This window comes from Dactylosporangium sp. NPDC051484 (genome assembly GCF_040689395.1).
Classification (GTDB): Bacteria; Actinomycetota; Actinomycetes; order Mycobacteriales; family Micromonosporaceae; genus Dactylosporangium.
Genome location: NZ_JBFAZX010000001.1, coordinates 749026 through 773345, shown reverse-complemented (window position 1 = coordinate 773345; position 24320 = coordinate 749026). Strand labels below are relative to the sequence as shown.

At 71.7% G+C, this 24320-nt stretch carries 26 protein-coding genes; 10 read left to right on the top strand and 16 right to left on the bottom strand.

Annotation, left to right across the window (positions count from 1 at the left end; translation table 11 throughout):
- Positions 1 to 87: 87 nt before the first annotated feature.
- The 12 genes from rdgB to AB0367_RS03730 all read right to left on the bottom strand — a co-directional run bounded on the left by rdgB (position 88) and on the right by AB0367_RS03730 (position 10106).
- Positions 88 to 684: an RdgB/HAM1 family non-canonical purine NTP pyrophosphatase gene (gene rdgB / locus AB0367_RS03785; RefSeq protein ID WP_366224591.1), complete on the bottom strand. Its 597-nt coding sequence runs from the start codon at positions 682 to 684 to the stop codon at positions 88 to 90.
- Entirely contained in the window at positions 681 to 1409 is a 729-nt protein-coding gene (rph, locus tag AB0367_RS03780) for a ribonuclease PH (RefSeq protein WP_366224590.1), read from the bottom strand. The genes rdgB and rph overlap by 4 nt, the downstream gene beginning before the upstream one ends.
- A gap of 25 nt (positions 1410 to 1434) precedes the next feature.
- Positions 1435 to 2274 (bottom strand): SGNH/GDSL hydrolase family protein, encoded by an 840-nt coding sequence (locus tag AB0367_RS03775; RefSeq protein WP_366224589.1) that lies wholly within the window; start codon positions 2272 to 2274, stop codon positions 1435 to 1437.
- A 76-nt stretch (positions 2275 to 2350) separates the two neighbouring features.
- Positions 2351 to 3463, bottom strand: a complete 1113-nt coding sequence (locus AB0367_RS03770) for a glycosyltransferase (RefSeq protein WP_366224588.1) — start codon at positions 3461 to 3463, stop codon at positions 2351 to 2353.
- Positions 3464 to 3524: 61 nt separating this feature from the next.
- A complete protein-coding gene (locus AB0367_RS03765) occupies positions 3525 to 4673 on the bottom strand; it encodes a glycosyltransferase family 1 protein (protein WP_366224587.1) in 1149 nt (382 codons plus the stop codon).
- Between the two features lie 67 nt (positions 4674 to 4740).
- Positions 4741 to 5493, bottom strand: a complete 753-nt coding sequence (locus AB0367_RS03760) for an MBL fold metallo-hydrolase (RefSeq protein ID WP_366224586.1) — start codon at positions 5491 to 5493, stop codon at positions 4741 to 4743.
- A gap of 355 nt (positions 5494 to 5848) precedes the next feature.
- Positions 5849 to 6799 (bottom strand): cysteine synthase, encoded by a 951-nt coding sequence (locus tag AB0367_RS03755; RefSeq protein ID WP_366224585.1) that lies wholly within the window; start codon positions 6797 to 6799, stop codon positions 5849 to 5851.
- A gap of 5 nt (positions 6800 to 6804) precedes the next feature.
- Entirely contained in the window at positions 6805 to 7116 is a 312-nt protein-coding gene (locus AB0367_RS03750) for a MoaD family protein (protein WP_366224584.1), read from the bottom strand.
- A gap of 70 nt (positions 7117 to 7186) precedes the next feature.
- A complete protein-coding gene (locus tag AB0367_RS03745; RefSeq protein WP_366224583.1) occupies positions 7187 to 7678 on the bottom strand; it encodes a M67 family metallopeptidase in 492 nt (163 codons plus the stop codon).
- A gap of 47 nt (positions 7679 to 7725) precedes the next feature.
- On the bottom strand, positions 7726 to 8220 hold the full coding sequence (locus AB0367_RS03740) for a DUF2017 domain-containing protein (protein ID WP_366224661.1): 495 nt from the start codon (positions 8218 to 8220) through the stop codon (positions 7726 to 7728).
- Between the two features lie 2 nt (positions 8221 to 8222).
- Positions 8223 to 8519: an ATP-dependent Clp protease adapter ClpS gene (clpS, locus tag AB0367_RS03735; protein ID WP_344620051.1), complete on the bottom strand. Its 297-nt coding sequence runs from the start codon at positions 8517 to 8519 to the stop codon at positions 8223 to 8225.
- A 15-nt stretch (positions 8520 to 8534) separates the two neighbouring features.
- The gene (locus AB0367_RS03730; protein ID WP_366224582.1) at positions 8535 to 10106 is read right to left on the bottom strand and encodes a hypothetical protein; all 1572 of its coding nucleotides are present in this window, start codon (positions 10104 to 10106) and stop codon (positions 8535 to 8537) included.
- 197 nt (positions 10107 to 10303) lie between these two features.
- Here AB0367_RS03730 and AB0367_RS03725 point away from each other — a divergent pair, with 197 nt between their 5' ends.
- The 4 genes from AB0367_RS03725 (at position 10304) to AB0367_RS03710 (ending at position 15425) form a co-directional block, all read left to right on the top strand.
- The gene (locus tag AB0367_RS03725) at positions 10304 to 12928 is read left to right on the top strand and encodes a LuxR C-terminal-related transcriptional regulator (protein ID WP_366224581.1); all 2625 of its coding nucleotides are present in this window, start codon (positions 10304 to 10306) and stop codon (positions 12926 to 12928) included.
- Positions 12929 to 12963: 35 nt separating this feature from the next.
- On the top strand, positions 12964 to 14250 hold the full coding sequence (locus tag AB0367_RS03720) for a nicotinate phosphoribosyltransferase (RefSeq protein ID WP_366224580.1): 1287 nt from the start codon (positions 12964 to 12966) through the stop codon (positions 14248 to 14250).
- Positions 14247 to 14834 (top strand): isochorismatase family protein, encoded by a 588-nt coding sequence (locus AB0367_RS03715; RefSeq protein WP_366224579.1) that lies wholly within the window; start codon positions 14247 to 14249, stop codon positions 14832 to 14834. The genes AB0367_RS03720 and AB0367_RS03715 overlap by 4 nt, the downstream gene beginning before the upstream one ends.
- A gap of 213 nt (positions 14835 to 15047) precedes the next feature.
- Positions 15048 to 15425: an STAS domain-containing protein gene (locus tag AB0367_RS03710; RefSeq protein WP_366224578.1), complete on the top strand. Its 378-nt coding sequence runs from the start codon at positions 15048 to 15050 to the stop codon at positions 15423 to 15425.
- Between the two features lie 635 nt (positions 15426 to 16060).
- On the opposite strand, the gene ctaD is transcribed toward AB0367_RS03710, so the two are convergent.
- The gene (gene ctaD, locus AB0367_RS03705; RefSeq protein ID WP_366224577.1) at positions 16061 to 17797 is read right to left on the bottom strand and encodes a cytochrome c oxidase subunit I; all 1737 of its coding nucleotides are present in this window, start codon (positions 17795 to 17797) and stop codon (positions 16061 to 16063) included.
- Between the two features lie 358 nt (positions 17798 to 18155).
- Here ctaD and AB0367_RS03700 point away from each other — a divergent pair, with 358 nt between their 5' ends.
- Positions 18156 to 18995, top strand: coding sequence for an NADP-dependent oxidoreductase (locus AB0367_RS03700; protein WP_366224576.1), 840 nt, complete (start codon positions 18156 to 18158; stop codon positions 18993 to 18995).
- A gap of 530 nt (positions 18996 to 19525) precedes the next feature.
- Here the strand turns inward: AB0367_RS03700 and AB0367_RS03695 are convergent.
- Positions 19526 to 19732, bottom strand: a complete 207-nt coding sequence (locus tag AB0367_RS03695; protein WP_366224575.1) for an RNA-binding S4 domain-containing protein — start codon at positions 19730 to 19732, stop codon at positions 19526 to 19528.
- Entirely contained in the window at positions 19729 to 20136 is a 408-nt protein-coding gene (locus AB0367_RS03690; RefSeq protein ID WP_366224574.1) for an ankyrin repeat domain-containing protein, read from the bottom strand. Before AB0367_RS03690 ends, AB0367_RS03695 begins: the two co-directional genes overlap by 4 nt.
- Positions 20137 to 20491: 355 nt before the next feature.
- Here AB0367_RS03690 and AB0367_RS03685 point away from each other — a divergent pair, with 355 nt between their 5' ends.
- The 5 genes from AB0367_RS03685 to AB0367_RS03665 all read left to right on the top strand — a co-directional run bounded on the left by AB0367_RS03685 (position 20492) and on the right by AB0367_RS03665 (position 24032).
- Complete coding sequence (locus AB0367_RS03685) at positions 20492 to 21304, top strand: M20/M25/M40 family metallo-hydrolase (protein ID WP_366224573.1); 813 nt, start codon at positions 20492 to 20494, stop codon at positions 21302 to 21304.
- Between the two features lie 38 nt (positions 21305 to 21342).
- Complete coding sequence (locus AB0367_RS03680) at positions 21343 to 21951, top strand: response regulator transcription factor (RefSeq protein WP_366224572.1); 609 nt, start codon at positions 21343 to 21345, stop codon at positions 21949 to 21951.
- Positions 21952 to 22039: 88 nt separating this feature from the next.
- Positions 22040 to 22699, top strand: coding sequence for a phosphotransferase (locus tag AB0367_RS03675; protein WP_366224571.1), 660 nt, complete (start codon positions 22040 to 22042; stop codon positions 22697 to 22699).
- 123 nt (positions 22700 to 22822) lie between these two features.
- Positions 22823 to 23050, top strand: a complete 228-nt coding sequence (locus AB0367_RS03670; protein ID WP_350544768.1) for a hypothetical protein — start codon at positions 22823 to 22825, stop codon at positions 23048 to 23050.
- A 118-nt stretch (positions 23051 to 23168) separates the two neighbouring features.
- On the top strand, positions 23169 to 24032 hold the full coding sequence (locus AB0367_RS03665; RefSeq protein ID WP_366224570.1) for a class III extradiol ring-cleavage dioxygenase: 864 nt from the start codon (positions 23169 to 23171) through the stop codon (positions 24030 to 24032).
- An 85-nt stretch (positions 24033 to 24117) separates the two neighbouring features.
- Here the strand turns inward: AB0367_RS03665 and AB0367_RS03660 are convergent, their stop codons facing one another.
- The gene (locus AB0367_RS03660; RefSeq protein ID WP_366224569.1) at positions 24118 to 24306 is read right to left on the bottom strand and encodes a hypothetical protein; all 189 of its coding nucleotides are present in this window, start codon (positions 24304 to 24306) and stop codon (positions 24118 to 24120) included.
- Between the last annotated feature and the right edge of the window lie 14 nt (positions 24307 to 24320).

Here is a 24320-nt window from a genome sequence, read left to right as displayed (position 1 = left end):
CGCCGTAATGGGCCGCGACGCGGCGGGCTGAGCAACGATGCCACGCCGCGGTCGCGGCCCAGAGAAGCGCGGGGGCCGGTGGGTGGGCTACAGGCGGTCGGCCAAGGCGCGGAAGGCCTTGCCGCGGTGACTGATGGCGTCCTTGTCGTCCGGTGAGAGCTCGGCCGTCGTGAGGGTGTAGCCGTCGGCCACGAAGATCGGGTCGTAGCCGAAGCCGCCGTCGCCGCGGGGGGCGCGGATCAAGTGGCCGCGCATTTCGCCGCGGATTACCTCCTCGCGGCCGTCGGGGTAGACCAGGGCGGCGGCGCAGACGAAGGCGGCGCCCAGGTGTTCGTCCGGGACGTCGGCCAGCTGGGCCAGGACCAGGCGGAGGTTCGCGCCGTCGCGGTCGGGGGCGCCGCTGGGCAGGCCCGACCAGCGGGCGGAGAAGACGCCGGGCATGCCGTTGAGGGCGTCCACGGCCAGGCCGGAGTCGTCGCCGACGCTCGGCAGGCCCGTGTACTGGACGGCCTCGCGGGCCTTGAGCAGGGCGTTTTCCTCGAAGGTCAGGCCGGTCTCAGGGGCCTCGGGATAGGCGTCGACGTCGTCGAGGCCCAGGAGCTCGATGTGGGAGGCCGATGCCTCCAGGACGCGGCGGAGCTCGACGAGCTTCTTCTTGTTGCGGGTGGCCAGGAGCAGCTTCATCCGGCGATCGCCTTCTGCTGGAGCGTGGTGAGCTCGGCGCAGCCAAGGGCGCCGAGGTCCACCAGGGTGTCGAGTTCGGCGCGGGTGAAGACGCTCTGCTCGCCGGTGCCCTGCACCTCGACGAAGTCGCCGGCGCCGGTGCAGACGACGTTCATGTCGACGTCGGCGACGACGTCCTCCTCGTAGCAGAGGTCCAGACGCGGCTCGCCGCCGATGATGCCGACGCTCACGGCCGCGACGGAGCGGTGCAGGACCTCGGCGGGCTTGCCGGCGAGTTTGCGGTGGGCGGCGAGCCAGGCAACGGCGTCGTGGAGGGCCACGTAGGCGCCGGTGATCGCCGCGGTGCGGGTGCCGCCGTCGGCCTGCAGGACGTCGCAGTCCAGGACGATGGAGTTCTCGCCGAGGGCCTTGAGGTCGATGCAGGCGCGCAGGCTGCGGCCGATGAGGCGGGAGATCTCGTGCGTGCGGCCGCCGATCTTGCCCTTGACGCTCTCCCGGTCGCTGCGGGTGGTGGTGGCGCGGGGCAGCATCGCGTATTCGGCGGTGAGCCAGCCCAGGCCGGAGCCCTTACGCCAGCGGGGCACGCCCTCCGTGACGCTGGCGGTGCAGAGCACGCGCGTGGCGCCGAACTCGATGAGCACGGACCCCTCCGGGTGCACGCTCCATTGGCGGGTGATCGATATGGGACGAAGTTGGTCTGCTACGCGTCCGTCGGGTCGAGCCATACCGACCACCCTAGTCAAGCCGTGGTCACGCGACCTTGCCCGGTACCTCGTCGCCGCGCACGGAGGCGCCGAGCTCGAGGTCCAGCAGATCCAGGTCGGGCGAGCCGTGCCGCCACTCGGACCAGGCGAGGCGGAGCAGGCCGGGAAGGAGGTCCGTCGAGCGTCGGATCACCCACTGGGTGCCCGCGGTGGCCATCCACCATGCCTGCCCCCGCACGGTCGGAGACGGGCTGCTCGGCTCGGGCGAGGGGCGGGCCGCGGCGAGCCCGGCGGCGGCCGGCCCGTCGAGGAAGCCGCGCGCGGCGAGCAGGTCGAAGTACGAGCACGCGAGGAAGCGGTGGCCGCGCTCGCTCGGGTGGAGGCGGTCGACGCTCCACATCCGGCGGTCATACGAGTCCGGGTTGCTTGCCGCGTCAAAGTGCACGGTGCCGTAGCGGGCGGCGATGAGATCCGCGGCCTGGTTGATCTCGGCCATTCGCCGGGCGAGGGGCCTGGCGAGCGGACCGGGCAGGCCGAACATGCGGCCGGGGTCGGGCAGCCGGATGGTGAGCACCTCGGAGCCGGCCCCACGGAGGGCGGCGACGGTGCGCTCGAGGTTCTCGGCGAAACGCGCCGGGGAGAACGGGTCCCGCAGCGTGTCATTGGTGCCGATGAGCACGGCGGCCAGGTCGGGGGCCACGGCCAGCGCGCGGGGCAGCTGATCGCGCTCGACGTCGGCGGCCCGGGCACCGCTGGTGGCGAAGTTGTGCAGGCGGACGCCGATCGCCTCGGCGAAGATCGGCGCCCAGCCCCGCCACGAGCCGTCGGGCATCCGGTCGCCGCAGCCGGCAGTGGTGGAGTCGCCGAGTGCGGCGAAGATGGTCATGACACCGCCACCCCCGACGCGGCAACCGCCACCCCGCAGGCACAGGGGCGTGCGGCGTGCGAGGTAAAGGCATTGGTCATGGCACAGCCACCGACGAGGACGAATGATGAACCGCGAGGAACCCGGCGACCGCGGCCGGCCACGAGAACTGTTCCGCGCGGGCCCGGGCGTCGGCTCGACGTGTTGCGACCGGTCGGGCGAGCACTTGCAGTACACCTCCCGCAAAATCGTTGGTGACGGCGACTCCGGCGGCGCCGATCACCTCGGGTAGCGCGGACGCCGCGTCCACGACGACGGGCGTCGCGCAGGCGAGCGCCTCCAGCGCGGCCAGCCCGAAGGTCTCGATCGGGCCGGGCGCGACGACCACGTCCGCGGTGGCGAGCAGCGACGCCACGGCGGTGCGCTCGGCCACGAACTCCATGAAATGCACCGCGTGGCCGCGGGCCTGCTCCTGCAGCCGGGCACGCAGGGGGCCATCGCCGGCGACCACGAGCACCGCGTCGACGCCCCGCTCGCGCAGCGCGACGAGGGCGTCGACCGAGCGCTCGGGGCGCTTCTCCGACGACAGCCGGCCGCAGTGGACGAGCAGCACCTGTCCGGGCTCGGCGTAGCGGGCGCGCAGGGACTCGTCGTATCGGGACGGGTTGAACAGTTCGAGGTCGACGCCGAGCGGCACCTGGGACAGGTTGCCGGCACCGATGCGGCGGAACTCGGCGGCCGCCCAGCCGGTCGTGCACACGATGCGGTCGTACGAGCGGAAGCTGCGGGCGTTGAGCAGGTCCGCCCAGGGGCTGCCAAGCAGGCCGGCGAACGTGAGCAGGCCGGCCAGGCTCTCGTGCGACACCATGACCGCCGGGATGCCGCGCTCGCGGGCCCAGCGGCCGGTCCAGCGCAGGGTGAACCGGTCGGAGACCTCGAGCCGGTCCGGCTCGAGGTCTTCGAGCAGCCTGATCAGGCGGCGGCGGTTCAGCAGGACGCGATACCCGCCGGTGCCGGGCACGACCGGGCCGGGGATCGTGATGACGCGGCCCTGAGAGGTCATCTCGTCGGAACGGGCGGCTCCGGGAACGATGAGGACCGGGTCGTGGCCTGCGGCGAGATATCCCTCGCCAAGGGCGTGCAGCGCCGTGCGCAGCCCCCCGGAGCGCGGCATGACGAAATTCGCCAGCCGCACAATCCGAGAGGTCATGCCGCGCCCCATCGATGAACGACTCCTCCGCCCGGTCTGGCTCTATGAGGCTTCGCGCAGCTCACGCCGGAACCGGGACGGACCGGGCAGCCAGTCCGCCCGAGTGCACGTCGACGTAGTGCCGGATCAGCTCGTCGCCGACCGCGGACCAGGTGCGCGCGGCGACCGCGACCCGGGCGGCGACGCCCATCGCCTGCCGTCGCTCCGGGTCGCCGACCAGGGAGGCGACGGCGGAGACGAGGGCGGTCGCGTCGCAGGGCGGGACCAGCAGGCCGGTCCGGCCGTCGTCGACCAGGTCGAGCGGGCCGCCCTGGGACGGCGCGACCACGGGTACACCGCTGGCCAGAGCCTCCTGGATGGTCTGGCCGAAGGTCTCGAACGGGCCGGTGTGCACGAACAGGTCAAGGCTCGCGAAGATCCGGGCCAGCTGCGTGCCGCGCCGCTCGCCGAGGAACACCGCTTCCGGCATGGCCCGCTCGAGGCTCGCCCGGGCGGGTCCGTCGCCGACCACGACGACGCGGACGCCCGGGATGCGGCTGACCGGGGCGAGCAGATCGACCCGCTTCTCTACGGCGAGACGGCCGACGTATCCGACGATCACCTGCCCCTCGTCGGCCACCGCGCGGCGCAGCGAGGCCGAGCGATGCCTGGGGTCGAAGCGGGCGGCGTCGACGCCACGGCGCCAGAGCCAGACACGCTCGATGCCGTGTGCGTGCAGCGCGGTCGCCGCGGCGGTGGAGGGGGCCAGGGTCCGGTCGGCGGCATTGTGGATGCGCCGCAGCCAGCGCCAGGCGGCCTGCTCGCCGAGGTTGGACTTGTAGTAGAGACGGGCGTAGGCGGGAACGTCCGTCTGGTAGACCGCCACCGTGGGCAGGCCGAGCGACGCGGCCAGCGTCATGCCGCGAGCGCCGAGCACGAACGGGCTCGCGAGGTGGACCAGGTCGGTGCGGTGGGCCTTCAGGGCGGCGGCCAGGCGCCGGCTGGGCAGCCCGAGCCGGAAGCTCCCATAGCCCGGCGTGGCCACGGAGGGCACGCGGATGATCGGATACGGGAACGAGCCGGTGACCGAGCGCGCTGCGGACGACGGCTGTGGGGCGATCACGAGCGGCTCGTGACCACGCGCGACGAGGTGTTCGGCGACCCGGACGACGGAGTGGGCGACACCGTTCACATCGGGCGGGAACGATTCGGTGACGATCGCGATCCGCATGCCATGACCATGAGGGGGGCGTCCATGCATGCGGCCACGATATGTTGGCCAAACGGCAAACGGGTGCCTAAATGTCGTATCGGGCGCCTGGTCGGACGATATCGATCGGTCCGGAGAAGGCGTTCGATGCGGCCTCCAGCGTGAGAGCCTCGTCGCCCCACGCCGGCACCAGATGAGTGAGCAGCAACCGGCCCACTCCGGCCTTGGTGGCGTGCTCGGCCGCCTCCCGGCCGGTGAGGTGCAGGTCGGGCGGGTTTTCGGCGCCGTCGAGATAGCTCGCCTCGCACAGGAACGCGTCCGCGCCCTGCGCCAGGCGGATGAGTTGCTCGCAGGGGGCCGTGTCGGCCGAGTAGGTGAGCACCCGGCCCTGGTGCTCGACGCGCACGCCGTACGTCTCGACCGGGTGGTTGACCCGGTCCACGGTGACCTGCAGGGGGCCGATCGGGAAGCTGCCGGGCTGCAGCGCGTAGAAGGTGTACACGTCGCTGATGGACATCGGCTCGTTCTCGCCGCCGTAGGCGGCCACGATCCGCTCGGGTGCGGCGATCGGCGCATACACGGGCAGGGGCGGGAGCGGTCCGGCCGGCGCGTAGCGCCGGGCGACGATGTACGAGCAGGCGTCGAGCATGTGGTCGCAGTGCAGGTGCGACAGCAGGATGGCGTCGACCGCGTACAGCCCGTGGTAGCGCTGCAGCGTCGACATCGAGCCGGGGCCGAAGTCGATCAACAGGCGGAAGCCGTCCGCCTCGACGAGGTAGGCGGAACAGGGCGCCTCCGGGCCCGGGAAGCTGCCGGCGCAGCCGAGAACCGTGAGCCTCATGATGCTGCCCTCAACCCGCCGTCTCCCGTCTTCGAACGAATCTGTGGATCGCACCGGTCAGGGTGAGGATAGATCCAATCCGCGGACCGCCCGTTGTAGGGCATGGCCTGTCACGCTGCGCAGCCTACGCCGGACTGGCAGCCCAGGTTGAATGATCGGACGCCAGATGTCGCCAACGTGACACGACTGAGTCACGTGCAACGGCCTCGCTCGTCGCATCCGGTGAGCATGCGGCGACCGCGCCGGCAGCTGCCGGACGCGTTCCGTCTTGCCCACGGCGGCCGGCGCACGATCGCGGCGTTCGCGAGCGTGCACCGTCACGGGCCTGCGGGGCGTAATCGGGCCTGATCTGGCCTCAGGCCCAGAGCTGGCCTTCCAGGGCGCTCTCGGCCTCGGCCAGGGTGCCGCCATAGGCGCCGGTCGACAGGTACTTCCACCCGCCGTCGGCGACCAGGAACACGACGTCGGCCCGCTTGCCGGCCTTGAGCGCCTGATGGGCGACGGCCAGTGCGGCGTGCAGCACCGCGCCGGTGGAGAAGCCGACGAACATGCCCTCGACCTCGACCAGCTGCCGGGTGCGCAGCACCGAGTCGCGCGTGCCGACCGAGAAGCGCCGGGTGAGCACCGTCGCGTCATACAGCTCCGGCACGTAGCCCTCGTCGAGGTTGCGCAGGCCGTAGACGAGCTCGCCGTAGCGCGGCTCGGCGGCCACGATCTCGATGTCCTCGACCTTCTCGCGCAGATATCGCCCGACGCCCATGAGCGTGCCGGTGGTGCCCAGGCCGGCCACGAAGTGGGTGATCGTGGGCAGGTCTCGCAGGATCTCCGGCCCGGTCGACTCGTAGTGGGCGCGCGCGTTGGCCTCATTGCCATACTGAAACAGCATGACCCAGTCCGGGTGCTCGGCCGCGATCTCCTTCGCCACGGCGACGGCACGGTTGGAGCCGCCCGCCGCCGGCGAGAAGATGATCTCCGCGCCATACATGCGCAGGATCGAGGTCCGCTCGGCGGACACGTTCTCCGGCATGACGCAGACCAGCCGATACCCGCGCAGCTTCGCCACCATCGCCAGCGCGATGCCGGTGTTGCCGCTGGTGGGCTCGATGATCGTGTCACCGGGGCGGAGGCGGCCGGACTCCTCGGCCGCCTTCACCATCCACAGCGCCACGCGGTCCTTGACGCTCCCCGTCGGGTTGCGATCCTCGAGCTTGGCCCACAGCCGCACGTCGGCGCTCGGCGAAAGCCGGGGCAGACCGATGAGCGGCGTGTTTCCGCACGCGTCGAGGAGGGACTCGTAGCGCGCCACGCCGATCAGCCCCGCAGGGCGTGCGCGGCAGCGAACGCTAGGGCGCCACCCGCGACCGCGGGCAGGATCGTCACGGAGTCGCCGTCGTTGAGCTTCGCGTCGAGCGCGCCGAGGAACCGGACGTCCTCGTCGTTGATGTACACGTTGACGAACCGGTGCAGGCCGCCCTCACCGGTGATGAGCCGGTCCTTCAGGCCCGCGTGGCGCGAGTCCAGGTCGGTCAGCAGGTCAGCGATCGTGTCCCCGGAGCCGTCGACGGTCTTGGCACCGCCGGTGTAGCTGCGCAGGATGGTGGGAATACGAACCTCGATAGCCATGATTTTTCTCCTCAGGTATGGCATGAGCGGTGGACGACGACGAACGGGACGAGTGCTGCACGGCGGCTGGTCAGCTGCCGGCCCGACACTCGTAGTCGACGGTCGTCGGACTCTGCCCGAAGAGGTAGGTCTGGACGGCATTCGGATCCACGACTGCGTTAACTACCTGAACCGGCTCCTCGGTGATGGCTCCGTCCACGATGCGGAACGACCGGATCTCGGTCAGCTCGGGGTGACGGGTGGAGACCAGCAGGTAGTGCGCGTTGGGCTCGCCGGCGAAGGCGACGTCCGTCCGGGACGGGTAGGCCTCCGTCGCGGTGTGCGAGTGGTAGACCACGACCGGCTCCTCGTCGGCGTCGTCCATCTCCCGCCACAGCCGCAGCTGCTCCTTGGAGTCGAACTCGTAGAACGTCATGGACCGGGCCGCGTTCTCCATCGGCACGTGCCTCTCGGGCCGGTCGGAGCCAGCCGGACCGGCGACGATCCCGCACGCCTCGTCCGGGTGGTCCCGGCGGGCATGCGCGACGATCGCGTCGAGGATCGCGGCGTCGATGGTCAGCACGCATGACAGAGTACCGAAACCCGAGCGACACTTGCCCGTGACCGCCCTCACGCCATGAGAGCGCCGACGAGCGACTCCTGCAGGTACGTCAGGTACTGATAAACGGACAGCTGTCCCACCCGGGCGGAGGTCGGATCGTTCAGGATCGCGTCGTCCAGCTCCGCCTCGATATCGACGTCGTCGTCCACGATGCCCAGCCGCATGCCGAGGGTGAGCCGGACGTCGGTCAGCGCGCGCAGCCACGCCTCGGCCTGCTCCTCGTCGAGCGCCACCTCGCCACCCTCCACCGGCAGCGCGTCGAGCAGCATCGCGGCCTGCTCCAGCTTCGCCGAGCGCAGGTCGTCCTCCGTGTAGCGACGCAGCTCGGCCGACAGGGCGGGATCGTCGCGGTACACATCGGGAAACAACCGCTCGATCACCGGGTCGGCGCGGTCGAACCGCTCCGACAGCAGGGTGATCACCTCGAGCATGACCTCGTTGAGCACGGCGGCCTCGCCCGGACCGAACCGGGCGACGCACACCTTTCCTTCGCGCACGAACATGGTCACGACTGCTCCACCGTCGCCCAGAGGCCGTGCGCCTGCAACCGTGACGCGTCATACTCCATGCGCTCGCGCACACCGCTCGTCACGATGGCCTTGCCCTTGTGATGCACGTCGAGCATCAGGCGTTCGGCCTTCTCCTTGTTGTACCCGAACAGCTTCTGCAGGACCCAGGTCACGTAGCTCATGAGGTTGACGGGATCATTCCAGACGACGGTCACCCACGGACGGTCGGTCTGGGGCACCTCGTCAACCTCGACGTGGGTCTCTTCGATCGGTAGGACCTGCGGCGCCGCCATACCATCATGGTGCCATCAAGCGAGCAACACGCCATGGTCGACCGCGTCCCCCGCGATGATCGTGAGCGCTTGGCGCAGCTGCGCGTACCGCTCGCTGAGCTCGTGACCGAGTTCGACCTCGACCTCCCGCAGCGCCTGCTGCAGCCAGCGCCGGCAGTCCTTCTTGTCCGGCAGCTTCGGCGGCCCACCCGGCGCGCGCCGAGGCTGCCACATGGCATATGACCCGGCGTTGAGCCCGATGCCCAGCGGCGGGAGCACCTGCCAGGCGTCCTCCGCGCTGATCGACCCGGACCAGACGCCGACCGCGGAGAGGCTGTCCAACGCCCCGGCGCCGGTGAGCGCCGCGACGCCGGAGGTGGTGGTCACCAGCAGCGCCCGGTCCCGCTCGCGCCCGTCGTCGTGCGCGGCGTCCACGGCCTGCCGGGCGGCCGCGGCGACCCGGGCGAGCACGACCTCGTCCGGCGGGCTGTCCAGCAGCGAGCCGAAGACGGCGCCGATCACCTCGCGGGTGTCCGTCTGCAGCACGCGGGTGCTGCGCACGGACAGCGCGTGCAGCTCCCGGTCGAGCACGCGGGGCAGCTCCGGGCAGCCCTTGCCGGAGCCGAGCTCCTGCACGCAGCGCACGTGGATGGTGGCCAGGTCGATCGAGACGCGCTCCATGGCGGCCAACCGGCGGGCGCGGATCTCCCGGTGGAGCTTTTCCTCCCAAGAATCACCCGTCGCCGAGACGGTGGCGGCGACGCCGCCGGTGCGGGCGCCGGCCCGTCCATCCGCCTGCGCCTCGGATGCCTGCGCTTCGAACCTGGCCTGCTCGCCGGCCCACGTCTCGAGCAGGTGGCGCAGCTCGGCGACGCCGAACACGTTCGCCGGGTCGAGCGAGACCGGGAACCAGGGCGCGGCGGCCAGCCGGGGGCCGCGCGAGGCGAGTAGCGCCCGGTTGGCGGCCAGCATCTGCGGCCACGCGTCGTGCTGGTCGATGCCGGTGAGCACGAACGCGATCCGCTCCACCCGGCCGTCGGCGGCGCCCAGCAGGTCGAGGTCGGCGCGGGCGAGCGGGGCCGCGGCGTCGACCACGAAGAGCAGGCCCAGGCCGCCGGCGGCGGCGTCCACGACGATCTCGGCGGTGGCCGCGTCCGGGCCCCCGCGGCCGGGCGTGTCGATGAGGGCGACCCGTTCCAGCAGGTCACAGGGGTGCGTGATCTCGATCCGCCGGGCCGGGCGGGCCGGGCCCTTGACGCGGCTACCGTCCGGGAAGGGGCGCGGCTCGCGGTGCCCGGGCACGAAGGCCCACGCGTCGGCGCGCTCGCCGTGGCGGAACACCAGCCAGGTGTCCCCGGCGTCGATCGGTTCCTCGGCGGTACGCCGGATCAGCGCGTCGACCAGGGCCGTCTTCCCGCCGAGCGGAGTGCCGGCGACAACCGCGTAGGAATGCTGGGGCGGCTGGAGCGGGGCGCTCGGCTGCCGATGCTTCCGGCTGCCGCGAACCGGCATGGCGGACACTGGACTCCCGCTCGTCGTGACGCCGTGGCCCGGCGAAGACGTGACAGTCATATCGATCAGCGGCGCCTGCAGGACCCCGAAACCCATGTGCGACCTCCTTGTGCACGCCCGGGAAGGCCCGCCCGCGCGCAGCTCAAGGGCATGCGCGGCAGGCACCGGAACGCTACGTGAACGGACACTTACGGCAGCAGGGTCAGGGCTACTCAACTGGAGCCGGACGCACTACTCAAAGTTCGTGCTCCCGTGGGTACGCCGAGTAATCAACATATCGATATGCTGCGACAGTGCCCCCCTGGAGTTTTGTCGGCAGAAGCGCAGAACTGGTCCGAGTCGGCGAAGCCGCCTGCGGTTCGACCGGTCGCGGACTGATTCTCGGCGGCCCGCCAGGAATCGGCAAGAGCCGATTGCTGCGCGAGGGCGTCAACTCACTTGACCAGGACAGACTCGCGGTCTGGACGGCGACGGCCAACGCCGCGACGGCCGGCCTGCCGCTCGGCGGCCTGGCGCAGGTGCTCCCGCCGGACCAGCCGGCGGGCGGCTCGCCGGCCGGGCTGCTGCGCTGGGCCGTCGACGCGCTGCACCGCCAGGCGGCCGGGCGGCCGATCGTGGTCGCGATCGACGACGCTCATCTGCTCGACCCGCTGTCGGCCGCCCTGGTGTACTACGTCGCCCGCTCGGAGAACGCGACGGTCATCGGCACCGTGCGCACCGGCGAGCCTGTGCACGACCCGATCAGCGCGCTGTGGAAGGACGACCTGGCCGAGCGGATCGAGCTCGGGCCGCTCACCCTGCGGGAGACCTCCGACCTGCTGCAGCAGGTGCTCGGCGGCCCTGTCGACTCGGCCTCCGTGGACCGGCTCTGGCAGCTCTCCCAGGGCAACGCGCTGCTGCTGCGCGAGCTGGTGATCGCCGCGCACGCCGCCGGTGAGATCACCGAGAGCTACGGCATGCAGCGCTGGACCGGCAAGGTCGACCTGGCGCCGACCCTCACGGAGGTGGTCGACGCCCGCATCGGCAAGCTCACCCCGCAGGAGCGGGGGGTGCTGGAACTGGTCGCGTTCGGCGAGCCGATCGGCCTGCCGCTGCTGGTCAAGGCCACCGACCTGGCCACCGTCGAGATCGCCGAGGAGCGGCAGCTGGTGCGGGTCGTCGTGGAGGACCGGCGCACCACCGTCCGGCTGGCCCATCCGCTGTACGGGGAGGTCGTGCGCCGCCGTTGCCCGGTCACCCGGTTCCGGCGCCTGCTCGCCGAACTGGCCACGCTGGTGGAGCAGACCGGCGCCCGCCGCCGCGACGACCTGCTACGGGTCGCCGTCTGGCGGTTGGACAGCGACACCGCCCGCGACCCGGTCCTGCTGCTCAACGCCTGCCGCCTCGCCTTCGCCACCTACGACATGGCCCTGGCGATGCGGCTGGGCAAGGCCGCCGTCGCCGCCGGCGGCGGGTTCGACGCCGCCGAGACGCTCGCCACGATCCTGATGTTCGCCAGCTGCCCCGACGAGGGTGCACTCATCCTCGACCAGAACGAGGACCAGATCGTCGACGAGGCGCAGCGCAGCCGGTGGCTCGCGATCCGCCACATCACCTCGCAGTGGGGCCTGGGCGACTCGTCGACCGCCGACGAGATGAACCACCAGGCCCACAAGCTCAGCGACCTGCGGGAGCGCTCCCTCGCCCTGGCGGTGGAGTCGACCATGCGCCTGCACCGCGGCGACCACGCCCAGGCGCTGACCCTCGCCCGCACCGTGCTCGACAGCCCGGCGAGCGCACCCGGGCCCCGCGCGCTGGCCCGCAGCATCATGGGCCACCTGCAGGCGATGCGTGGCATCCCGGTGCAGACGGTCAAGGCGATGGCGTCGCTGGACGCCGACGCCGCCCAGTGGCGGGCCGAGGTGCCGTACATCCAGCTGGGCATCGAGCTGGCCCGCGGCACCGCCATGATCCTCGCCGGTGACATGGCGGCCGTCGACGCGATCGTGGCCACCGAGTTCGCCGGCATGGCCGACGCGGGCAACTTCCTGCTCGGCTCCGGCTACCTGCAGATCGTCCGCGCGCAGGCGGCCCGGCTGCGTGGCCACCTGCAGGAGGCCGGCCGCGCGGCGAGCCAGGCCAGCGCCATGCTCGCCACCGGGCGGATCTTCGTGGCCCTGGCCCACGCCGAGCGGGCGCACATCGCCGCGCTGCTGGGTGACGCGACCGCCGCGGCGAGCGCGTTCACCCTCGCCGAGCAGGCGCACTACCGCTCCATGGAGGTGCTCTACCCGTGGATCGAGGAGGCCCGCGCATGGGTCGCCGTCGCGTCCGGGGACATCCCCACGGCTGTCGAGGTGCTGCGCCTGCTCGCCGCGCGCAACCGCAACGACGGCTTCGCCGCGCACGAGATGTTCGCCCTCTACGACCTCGCCCGGCTCGGCCTCGCGGCCGAGGTCAACGAGCGCATCTCACAGCTCGCGCAGACGGTCGAGGGCCGGCTCGCCCCCGCCATGGCCTGGCACGTGCGGGCGATGGCCGAGGAGGACGGCGGGTCGCTGCTGTCGGTCGCCGAGGAACTCGCCGAGATGGAGATGTACCTCTTCGCCGCCGAGGCCGCCGCCGGCGCGGTGACCCTGCTGCGCGGCATCCGCTCGCCGCAGACCCCGCGGGCCGCGCAGCGCCTCGCCGAACTGCGCCTGGAGTGCCCGCACGCCGTCACGCCGGCGCTGGTGGTGCCGCAGCCGATGCTGACCGGCCGGGAGCGGCAGATCGCGCGGCTGGCCGCCGCCGGGGTGCCGTCCAAGGAGATCGCCGATCAGCTGTACCTCTCCTCCCGCACGGTCGACAACCACCTCATGCGCGTGTACGCGAAGCTCGGCGTGACCGGCCGGGCGGAGCTCGCCGCGGCGCTGCGTTCCCTGCCGCCGGAGGAGTGATCGGCGTCCTATAACGGGTGGCATATGTTGGTCGTGTGACGAGTAGCGCGCTGCTGACCGACCACTATGAGCTGACGATGCTGTCCGCGGCCCTGCACGACGGCACCGCCGACCGGCATTGCGTGTTCGAGGTGTTCGCGCGCCGGCTGCCGACCGGGCGCCGCTACGGCGTGGTGGCCGGCAACGCCCGCCTGGTGGACCTCATCGGGAGGTTCCGCTTCGGGCCGGAGGAGATCGAGTTCCTCACCGCCAGCGGCATCGTGGACGCGAAGACGGCCGAGTGGCTCGGGAAGTACCGCTTCAGCGGCGACATCGACGGCTACACCGAAGGCGAGCTGTTCTTCCCCGGCTCCCCGATCCTGACGGTCAGCGGCACGTTCGCCGAGTGTGTGGTGCTGGAGACGCTGGTGCTCTCCGTGCTCAACCACGACTGCGCGATCGCGGCCGCCGCGGCCCGGATGGTCACCGCCGCCCGCGGGCGCCCCGTGATCGAGATGGGTTCGCGCCGCACCCAGGAAGAGTCCGCGGTCGCCGCCGCCCGGGCCGCCTACCTGGCCGGCTTCGCGTTCACGTCCAACCTTGAGGCGGGCCGGCGCTACGGCATCCCGACCACGGGTACGGCCGCGCACGCCTTCACGCTGCTGCACGACTCGGAGCCGGCCGCCTTCGCCTCGCAGGTGGCGACGCTGGGCAAGCAGACCACGCTGCTGGTGGACACCTACGACATCGCGCAGGGCATCCGCAACGCGATCGCGGTGGCCGGCCCCGACCTACGGGCCGTGCGCATCGACTCCGGCGACCTGTCCGTGCTCGCCTCCGAGTCCCGGGCCCTGCTCGACTCGCTCGGCGCGACGGACACCCAGATCGTCGTGTCGGGCGACCTCGACGAGTACGCGATCGCGGCGCTCGCCGCCGAGCCGGTCGACGCCTACGGCGCGGGCACCGCGGTGGTCGTCGGCTCGGGCGCGCCGACCGCGGGGCTGGTGTACAAGCTCGTCGAGGTCGACGGGCGTGCGGTGGTGAAGCGCTCGGAGAACAAGGGCACGGTCGGCGGGCGCAAGACGGCCGTACGCCGGCACAAACCCACCGGCACCGCGACTGAGGAGATCGTCGTCTCGCTCGGCGCACCGCAGCCACAGCCGCACGACCGGCCGCTGCAGCGGCCCCTGCTGCGCGGCGGCGAGCCGGTCGAGGGCCTGCCGACGCTCACCGACTCGCGCGAGCACCTCCGCCAGTGCCTCATCTCCATCCCCTGGGAGGGGCTCAAGCTCTCCGCCGGCGACCCGGCGGTCCCGGTCATCGTGTCTGGAGGCTCCGCATGACGCGTGCGTTGATCGTCGTCGACGTGCAGAACGACTTCTGCGAGGGCGGCTCCCTCGCGGTCGCCGGCGGGGCGGCCGTGGCCGCGTCGATCTCCGCCGCGCTCTCCGGCGGGCAACTGACCGGCAGGCACTGGGACCACGTCGTGGCCACGCAGGATCACCACATCGATCCCGGCGCGCACTTCGCCGCGCACCCCGACTACCTCAGCACCTGGCCGGCCCACTGCGTCGTCGGCACGGCCGGGGTCGGATTCCACCCGTCGTTCGACACCGCGCGCGTGGAGGCCGTCTTCGAGAAGGGGTCGTACGCGGCGGCGTACTCGGGCTTCGAGGGCACCGCCGAGGGCCGCGGGCTCGCCGAATGGCTGCGCGAGCGGGACGTCACCGAGGTCGACGTGGTCGGCATCGCGACCGATCACTGCGTGCGGGCCACCGCCCTCGATGCGGTGCGTGAGGGCTTTGTTACAACTGTGCTCCTGGACCTCACCGCCGGTGTTCAGCCGGCCACGACCGCATCCGCCCTGGTTGAGCTGCGGGAGGCCGGCGCGACTCTGCTCGGTGAACCGGTCGTGGCCAGGAGCTGACCGTACGGCCGATGGCACATGGATAGACTTGCCGTGTAACAACCGACGTGTACCGTCATCCGGGCAAATGGTTCCGCACCTGATGTGAGGACTTCTCACGTCGCACCGTAAGGAGCACCTACACGGAGCGTGGCGAAAATGGCCAGACTTCGCTACGCTTGCGGGACCTCGAAGGGTCGTCCATGGTGGACGGCTCAGCACCAGGAGGGTCACGTGAAGTTGTCGATCGAGACTCGCCCTTCGGATCAGCGAGAGTCAGTGCTGACACTGAGTGGCGAAATCGACTATGAGACCGCTCAGGAGCTCCGCACCGCGGTGAGCTCAGTGCTCGACGGAAGCATCGACCTCCTCGTCATCGACCTCGCGGGGGTCACGTTCCTCGACTCCACCGGCATCGGCACGCTCGTCGTTGCCAAGCGCATCTGCCACAGCATGGGCGTCAAGCTCGACATTCGCCGTCCCAACCCGTTCATCGCGCGCCTGTTCGCCGTGGTGGGCGTGAGCGACATCCTCGGCGTGCCGATCCCGCCCGGCACCGTGTCCGGCAGGGTCCCCGCCGCGCGCGAGCGCGGCGTCACCCAGCCCGCCTGACCGATCACGCAACGCATTTCTCTCCCCGGCCACGGCCGGACTCCTTGACAACGCTCCGTGGAGCGCCCCGCCCCTCACCCCGACGGCGGCGCTCCATCGGGGTGTCGTATACGAAGCGTCACCCGCCCGAGGCTCGCCCGCTTGAGCCACGTTGCCGGATTTATCGGAAAAGTCACCCACGCCGCGAGGCCCTGCCATCCGACCTTTGCCGGGACCGACGGCCGGTCGGGCCGACGGCCGGTCGCTCGACGCGACCGAGGCGGCCGTGCTCCCACCTCCGAGATCACGGTGGCCTAAGGCGGCTCGGCCCAGCACGGGCGACACGGCCGCCCTGACACACAGCCGCACGGCCGCGGCCTGGCCGGCGCACGGCCGCCCGGCGCCGCCCGACCCGGCTCGGCCTCCTCTCTGGCCGACCCGCGTTCCCAGCAACAGTCTCCGGCGACGCGGCCCAGCGACCCAGCGGCCGCCAACGCCGCGGCATTCCAAGGCCCGCGGGCGCCCAGGGACGGCGCGACGAAGCCGCCGCAAACGGGGCGCATGAGGCCGCTCCCGGCTCAGATCGGCAGCGGCCACAAACGGGACCGCCCCCGGCGGCCTGATGGCCTCGGGGGCGGTCCTGGAGAAGCGGTGCGTCAGCGCTGTTCTTCGTACGTCGCGCCGCCGTCGGCCTCGTGGCTCAGCGGCCTGGCACCACCGGGCGGCGGGGCCTCCAGCGAGTGGCCGGGGGCGTGCGCCGGGAACTTCGCGTCGAACGCCGGGCGCTCCGAGCGGATGCGCGGCATGCTGTCGAAGTTGCGCAGCGGCGGCGGGCAGGACGTCGCCCACTCAAGCGACATGCCGTGGCCCCACGGGTCGTTGACCTCGACGACCCGGCCGGTCTTGTACGACTTCCAGACGTTCCAAATGAACGGCAGCGTCGACAGGCCGGTGATGAACGAGCCGATCGTGGAGATCGTGTTCAACGTGGTGAAGCCGTCGGTCGCCAGGTAGTCGGCATACCGCCGGGGCATGCCCTGCGTGCCGAGCCAGTGCTGCACCAGGAACGTGGCGTGGAAGCCGATCGTGGTGAGCCAGAAGTGGATCTTGCCCAGGCGCTCGTCGAGCATGCGGCCGGTCATCTTCGGGAACCAGAAGTAGATGCCGGCGTACACCGCGAACACGATCGTGCCGAAGAGCACGTAGTGGAAGTGGGCCACCACGAAGTACGTGTCGGAGACGTGGAAGTCGATCGGCGGGCTCGCCAGCAGCACGCCCGAGAGGCCACCGAAGAGGAAGGTCACCAGGAAGCCGATCGCGAAGAGCATCGGTGTCTCGAAGGTGATCTGGCCGCGCCACATCGTGCCGATCCAGTTGAAGAACTTCATGCCGGTCGGCACCGCGATGACGAAGCTCAGGAACGAGAAGAACGGCATCAGGACCTGGCCCGTGGCGAACATGTGGTGCGCCCACACGCTCATCGACAGCGCGCCGATCGCGATCGTCGCGCCGACGAGGCCCTTGTAGCCGAAGACCGGCTTGCGGCTGAAGACCGGGATGACCTCCGTGATGATGCCGAAGAACGGCAGCGCCACGATGTACACCTCGGGGTGGCCGAAGAACCAGAACAGGTGCTGCCAGAGCATCGCTCCGCCGGTCTCGGCGGCATACACGTGCGCACCGAGGCGACGGTCGGCCTCCAGGGCCAGCGCCGCGGCGGCCAGGATCGGGAAGACCATGATGACCAGGACGCTGGTGACCAGGATGTTCCACGTGAACATCGGCATGCGGAACATGGTCATGCCGGGCGCGCGCAGCGTGAGGATCGTGGTGATCATGTTGACCGCGCCGAGGATCGTGCCGAGGCCGGAGAGCACCAGGCCGACGATCCACAGGTCGGCGCCGACGCCGGGCGAGTGGATGATGCTGTTGAGCGGCGCGTAGGCGAACCAGCCGAAGTCGGCGGCGCCACCCGGCGTGAGGAAGCCGATCAGCGTCATCGACCCACCGAACACGTACAGCCAGTAGGCGAACGCGTTGAGACGGGGGAACGAGACGTCAGGGGCGCCGATCTGGATCGGCGTGATGTAGTTCGCGAAGGCGAACACGACCGGCGTCGCGAAGAACAGCAGCATGATCGTGCCATGCATGGTGAACAGCTGGTTGTACTGCTCGGGCGAGAGAAACTGCAGACCCGGCCGGGCCAGCTCGGCGCGCATGAGCAGCGCCATGAACCCGCCGATCATGAAGAACACGAACGACGTGACGAGATACATCAGGCCGATCTGCTTCGCGTCCGTGGTGCGCAGCAGCCGAGCGAACGCCGAGCCCTTGACCGGCTTGTGCACCGGCCAGGGCCTGGTGACGATCGGCTTCGGTGCGACGGTGGTCACGAAAGGCCTCCTGGGGCTGTTGAACCAGCTGGCGAGCCAGCTCCTCGAGGCGCCGGGCGATCGGCAGTGCGATCAACACGTCACCCCGCAGGCAGAATAGTCTCCCCCGTCAGCACGAAATCGCTGGGGTTGCGCTACCACCCCTGGCACCGAGCCCGAAACTCATCGCGCCGGATGAGCCGCCGGTGCTCCTTACCACGCTGGTCAAGCGGTGCAGCGCATAGGACGCCGTCGGTCACGGAAGGGCCCCGGCCGGGGTGGCGTCGCGGCTCACCATCGCCGGGGTAGACCATCTCACCTCCCTCGACCTGGCCATATCCGCCCGCATGCGGGTCTTGGAGCCGCTAGACATGGAGGCGTGAAGGCCATCACGCTGACCGCCCAGGACGACGCCGGAGTCCTGTCCCTGCAGGACGTGCCCGACCCACAGCCGGCCGCGGACGAGGTTCTGATCGAGGTCCGCGCCGCCGGCGTGAACCCGGCCGACCTGTCCCTCACCGGCTCGCCCGTCGCCGGCCACGAGCTCGCCGGTGTCGTGGTGAGCCGCGGCCCGGAGGTGACCGCCTTCGTGGTCGGCGACGAGGTGTACGCCTACGCCGAGGGCGCCTACGCCGAGCGCGTCGCCGTCGCGGAGCGCGACACCGCGCACAAGCCTGCCGGCCTGACGTTCGTTGAGGCCGCCGCGGTTCCCCAGGGTGCGGCGACCGCCCTGCAGGCGCTGCGGGCGGCCGGCACCGGCGAGGGCGACGTGGTCCTGATCCACGCCGCCGCGAGCGGCGCCGGCCACTTCGCGGTGCAGATCGCCCGCGCGCTGGGCGCGGAGCGCGTGCTGGGCACCGCCGACCCCGCCGACCATGACTTCCTGCGCGAGCTTGGCGCTGAGCCGGTCACCGAGCTCACCGAGCCGGTCGACGTGTCGCTGGACCTGGCCGGCGGCGACACGACCGCGGCCGCCCTGCGCGAGGTGCGCGACCCGGCCCGCGCGGTCTCGACGGTCAACCCGGCCATCGCCCCGGCCGGCGGCCGGTACATCACTCCGGAGCCCGCCGCCGCGGACCTGCGCTGGCTGGCCGACCTGGCCGACCGCGGCCTGCTGCGGGTGGCCCTGCACCGCGAACTGCCGCTGGCCGAGGCCGCGGACGCCCACCGCCTGCTCGGCGCCGGCCACGTCCGCGGCAAGGTGGTCTTGACCCCATAGCCCGAGATTTCCCGACTCGGGCCGCCTCACCTGCGGATCGCTCCTCCCGCGAGACACCGGGCCGGGGCCTGCCTCAAGGGCGGCCCCGGCCCTGCCAGGTCCGCGCTGCCAAGATCCGGCAGGCCGCCGTCCGCGCGCCCGTTCCAGCGTGATCGCATATCTGTCCGCCGACGACCGGCGCTGCTCCGTCGGCGCGGGGTATCGCGGGACCCGGGTTCCGTTCCCGGCGGGCGGCGGCTTGGGCTCGGTCGCGACGGCGACGGTGACCGTGCGGCCCGCAGGCGGGCCGGAACACAGTCGAGGCCGGGAACACCCCCGGCAGGTGGTGCCCCGACCTCGACCGCATCACCGTTGCCTCCGCTGACCACCCCAGCACAGCAACGTTCGTGAGCAACGCTTGGCGTGACCGTGCGCCGGTGGACCATCCAGGGAGGCTTCCGGCTTTCCGGCGCCGGTCACACGCAAAGCATGAGCCGCCGACCTGGGCAGCGGCGCAAACGGCGCTGTGAAGTTGCTGGGTACGGTGATCTTCAGGCGACCCGCAGGGTCTCGCCGAGCACCCGCACGACGTCGCCCCGGTGCAGCTGGCGGCCGCGGCGCGTGTCGACCTCGCCGTTGACGGTGACCTCGCCGTCGAGGATCAGCTCCTTGCTCTCGCCCCCGGACTCCATGACGTCGGCGAGCTTGAGGAACTGACCCAGCCGGATCATGTCGCCGCGAATCTCGACGTCCCTCATCGCCCCGCCTCCAGCAGGGTCAGCATCGCGGGCAGGTCGAAGAAGCGGGCCGTGTCGAGCGCGGACGGGCCGCCGGCATCCGGGTCGGCGCCGGCCTCGAGCAGCGTGCCGACGGTCCGCGGGTTTTGCCGGAAGACCGCGGCGGCCAGCGCCGTCTGGCCCCGGTCGTTGGCCCGGTCGGCCTCGGCTCCGCGGGCGAGCAGCGCGGCGACGGTCGCCGGGTGGTCGTGGTACGCCGCCAGGATCAGCAGCGAGTCGCCCTTGTCGTTGGTCAGGTTCACGGGCACGCCGGCGTCGACGTAGCCGGCCAGTTCCTCGGTCGCGCCCGAGCGGGCCAGGTCGAAGATGCGGTGCGCGAGGTCCAGCACGTCCTGGCCGGGCTCCTCGCCGGTCGGTTCACTCACACCGCGCAGCGTAGCTGCCGGCGCACCCGCACCCGGCCGTGTCGCCGGCTCACCCGGCGCTGACCGGGTGACTGCCGAAAAAGCGTTGCCGCCGATCCACAGCGCTGGCTAGGTTAGGCGTACACGGGAAAGGAGGTGGTCCAAAATTGTGTAGCAATGGGACTCGTGAGGTGACTGTCCGCTAGTCGCCGTCCTCTGGACTCGCATTTCGTGCGTCCGCCCGGATGGCGGCCGGCGAATACGAGACAGTTACCCAGCCCCCGAGGGTTCCCGGTGTAGTCCGACCGGTCCACGCGCATGCAGCGCTGGAACCTCGGGGGCTGTTCCATGTCCAGACCGCCCGTACGCTGTGACGGTGATCTCACCGGAACGGCTGCGCACCCACGTCGAGGCGCTCACCGCGCACGGGCCGCGATTCGAGGACTTGGCCGGGGTGCCGGCCTGCCTGCGGTACATCACCGAGGAGCTCAGCGCCATGGGCCTGGCGGTGCGCGTCGAGCGCTACGGCGGTGAGCTGCACCAGGTCAACCTGGTCGCCGAGATCCAGGGCGGCACCTCCGACGACGCCGTGGAGCTGTGCGCCCACTGGGACTCGGTCGAGGAGAGCCCCGGCGCGGACGACAACGCGAGCGGGGTGGCCGGCGTGCTCGAGGCCGCTCGTGCGCTGCGCGACGCCGAACTGCCGGCCCGCACGATCCGGTTCTGTTTCTTCGGCGGCGAGGAGGAGAGCTTCCTCGGCAGCAAGGCGCACATGGCGCACATCACGCCACGCACCGAGTCCATCGTGTTCGAGATGATCGGCTTCACGGCGGCCCGGCAGCGCTTCCCCGGCGAGCTGGCCGGGGTCGTCGACCCGCCGGAGCGTGGCGACTTCATCGCGCTGGTCGCGGACGAGGCCTCACAGGGCCTGCTGGCCCGCTTCGCCGGGCACCTCGAGGTCCCGGGCCTCCCGCTGGTGCTGCCCGGCTTCGCCCGCGAGGTCGCGATGCGCAGCGACCACGTGCCGTACTGGAACACCGGGCGGCGGGCACTCCTGGTCACCGACACCGCGGACTACCGCAACCCGCACTACCACCGCCCCGGCGACACCGCGGACACGCTGGACTACTCCTTCGCCGCCGGCGTCGTCGCCGCGGCCGTGCGCACGGTCGCCGAACTCGCCCAGTGATGCGGGCCACGCCCCCGGTGACGTGACACGATGCTGGGGTGGCCATCCGACTGCTGATCGCCGACGACCAGGCGCTCGTGCGGGGCGCGCTCGCCGCGCTGCTCGACCTCGAGACCGACCTGACGGTCGTGGCGGAGGTCGGCCGCGGGGACGAGGTCGTCGCGGCCGCCCGCGAGCACCGCCCGGACGTGGCGCTGCTCGACGTGGAGATGCCGGGCCTGGACGGCATCGCCGCCGCCGCCGCGCTGCGCAAGGCGCTGCCGTCCTGCAAAGTGCTGATGGTGACCACGTTCGGACGGCCGGGGTATCTCCGCCGGGCGATGGCTGCGGGCGCCTCCGGCTTCGTGGTCAAGGACACACCGGCCCGGCAGCTCGCCGACGCGGTGCGCCGGATCGCAGCCGGCCTGCGCGTCGTCGACCCGACGCTGGCCGCGGAGACCCTGGCCAGCGGTGACAGCCCGCTGACACCCCGCGAGGCCGACGTGCTGCGCGCCGCGCGCGAGGGCGGCACGGTCGCCGACGTGGCCGGTCAGCTCGGCCTGTCCGAGGGCACCGTACGCAACCACCTGTCCGCCGCGATCGGCAAGACCGGCGCCCGCACCCGTGCCGAGGCCGTCCGCCTCGCCGAGGAGAACGGCTGGCTCTGAGATACACACGGCTTTCCGACACCGACGAGAGCGGCCGGCCGCGGTCCCGAGGGCTGAAGGATTTCGCCCGGGGACGTAGAGTCGCGGCATGCCCGCACTTCTCGCCAGCGGCCGGGACGCTGATGTATATGCGCTCGACGAGCGGCGGGTTCTGCGGCGATACCGCCGGGGCGGCGACGTGACGGCCGAGGCGGCCATCATGCGATACGTCTCCGACCACGGCTACCCGGCGCCGCGCGTTTATGCGGCCGACGGCGCCGACCTGATCCTGGAGCGCCTCGAGGGCCCGACCATGCTGCAGGCCCTCCACGACGGCACGATCGACCTGCACTCCGGCGCCACCGTGCTGGCCGACCTGCTGGAGCGGCTGCACAAGGTCCGCGTCCGCGCGGCGACCGACCCGGGCACCCGCATCCTGCACCTGGACCTGCACCCGGAGAACGTCGTCATGACCGAGGGCGGCCCGGTGGTCATCGACTGGCGCAACAGCACGGAGGGCCCGCCGGAGCTCGATGTGGCGATGACGGCCCTGATCATCGCCAGCGTGGCGGTGCTGCCCGGCCCGTTCGCCGATCAGGCCGAGCCGTTCCTGGACACGCTGCTGAGCTGCACCCGCGACAACCCGCTGTCCCAGCTCGAGGCGGCCGCGCGCCGCCGCACGGCCGACCCGAACGTGACCGCAGAGGAGAAGGCCCACCTGCAGGAGGCCAAGCTCCTCGTCACCACCGCCGCCCGCGCCCATTTCTGACCCACCGCTCGTGCGCCTCGGCGCCGCCCCCGCACGCCGGGAGCCGGCGGTCCGCTCCGGCGACGGGTGAATAACCCGCACGGGGCGGCGTGACCCGGGGTAGGCGGCGCCACGCTTTTGCTCATGGAAGAACTCTTCGTCCGTCAGGTGGACATCGGCGTGGCCGACATGGACATCTCCGTAGACGACCAGCTCACCACCACGCGCGTCGTCGTGGAGCGCGCGACCGCCACCGACCGCCGCGGCGGGCCCGACCGCGAGCTCCTCCTCGTGTACGGCGCCGCCGAGACCCACGCCGTCGCCGAGGCACTGCGGCACGCCGCGGATCTCGCGATGACCGACCCCAACTGAGGCTCCATCCCCTCCTCACCTCCTCATCCGATATGTCCGGTCAACTCCGCTGCCGGGCATATCGGATTTCTTCGCAAGCCCTTGTTGAGCGCTCAACTAAAGCGTTACCGTTGAGTACATGAGCACACTGCCCCTTCTCGATCGACACCTCGCCGCCGCCGTGCCGGCCAGCCGCGAGCAGCGTTCCTGGACGCCCGAGGACGGGGCGCTACCCAGCCTGTACCTCAGCCACGGCGCCCCGCCGCTGCTGGAGGACGACGAGTGGATGCGGCAGCTGCACGACTGGGCGCTGGAGCTGCCCAAGCCGAAGGCGATCCTCATCGTCAGCGCACACTGGGAGTCGGCGCCGCTCAGCGTGTCGGCCACGCCGGCGGCCACCCCCCTGGTGTACGACTTCGGCGGCTTCAAGCCCGTGTTCTACACGCTGCAGTACGCCACCCCGGACGCCTCCGAGCTCGCCCGGCGGGTCGCCGCCGCGATGCCCGACTCGGAGCCGCTGCACGAGCACCGCGGCCGTGGGCTCGACCACGGCGCGTGGGTGCCGCTCATGGTGATGTATCCGCTGGCCGACGTCCCGGTGCTCCAGCTGAGCCTGCCCACGCACGACCCCGACCGCCTGCTCGAGCTGGGCCGCCGGCTCCGTCCGCTGCGCTCCGAGGGCGTGCTCGTCATCGGGTCCGGGTTCATGACCCACGGGCTGCCGTTCCTCACCCGCGAGCACTGGGCGGGCGCGGCCAAGCCGCCCGGCTGGTCCGCCGACTTCGACGCCTGGGCCGCCGACGCGCTGGCCCGCGGCGACGTCGACACGCTGAGCCGGTTCGCCAGCCAGGCGCCGGGCATGCCGTTCGCGCACCCGACCGCCGAGCACTACACGCCACTGTTCGTCACGCTCGGCGCCGCCGACCGGCCCGACGCGCCGGTGCGCTCGGTGATCGACGGCTACTTCATGGGCCTGTCGAAGCGCTCACTGCAGACGGCTTAGGACGCGCTCCCGGATGCGGCCGTGCGGCGCCTCGGCCGCCGGCGGCCCGGGCAGCAGGTCCGGCTCACCGCCAGCCCGCGGAAGGTCAGCAGCCGTGCACCGGCGTGAACACCATGCGCACCTCGTCACCGGCGCTCACCCGCCCGGGCCGCACGACCCGCGGGGACGCGCCTGGCTCGGCCCGGTCGGTGCACCGCTTGATCCCGCGACGCTCCCCCAGCCAGCCGGAGCGCCACCACGCCTGCGGGCAGGCCGCACGTTCAGCTGCGACCAAGGCGCAGGTCGGGC